The following is a 397-nucleotide window of genomic DNA, read 5'->3' as shown; positions in this document are numbered from 1 at the left end:
GCGATGCGCCAGGCCGACGTAGCCAAGGCGCGCGACGACCTGCGCCGCCGCCAGGCCATCGCCGGCTCGGGTGCCGTGTCGAACGAAGAAATTTCTCATGCGCAGACCGGCCTGAAGGCCGCCGAATCGGCGCTGCTGGCCGCGCAGGAGCAACTCGCTTCGAACAAGGTGCTGACCGACCAGACTACGGTTGAGAAACATCCCAATGTGCAGCGCGCTGCCGCGAACCTGCGTTCGGCCTACCTCGCCTTCGCCCGCTCGACGATGCCCGCGCCGGTCACCGGCTACGTGGCCAAGCGCTCGGTCCAGGTGGGCCAGCGCGTGAGCCCCGGCACGCCGCTGATGGCCGTGGTGCCGCTAGACCAAGTGTGGGTGGATGCCAACTTCAAGGAAGTGC

At 68.0% G+C, this 397-nt stretch carries 1 protein-coding gene; it reads left to right on the top strand.

Annotation, left to right across the window (positions count from 1 at the left end; all coding sequences use genetic code 11):
* On the top strand, positions 1-397 hold a 397-nt coding region (locus AB4Z35_RS30975), incomplete at both ends, for an efflux RND transporter periplasmic adaptor subunit (RefSeq protein ID WP_442101294.1).

This window comes from Pseudomonas sp. KB_15 (genome assembly GCF_052114525.1).
GTDB lineage: Bacteria > Pseudomonadota > Gammaproteobacteria > Pseudomonadales > Pseudomonadaceae > Aquipseudomonas.
Note: the sequence above shows the minus strand (reverse complement) of the source record. Positions and strands in the feature narration are given on the sequence as shown.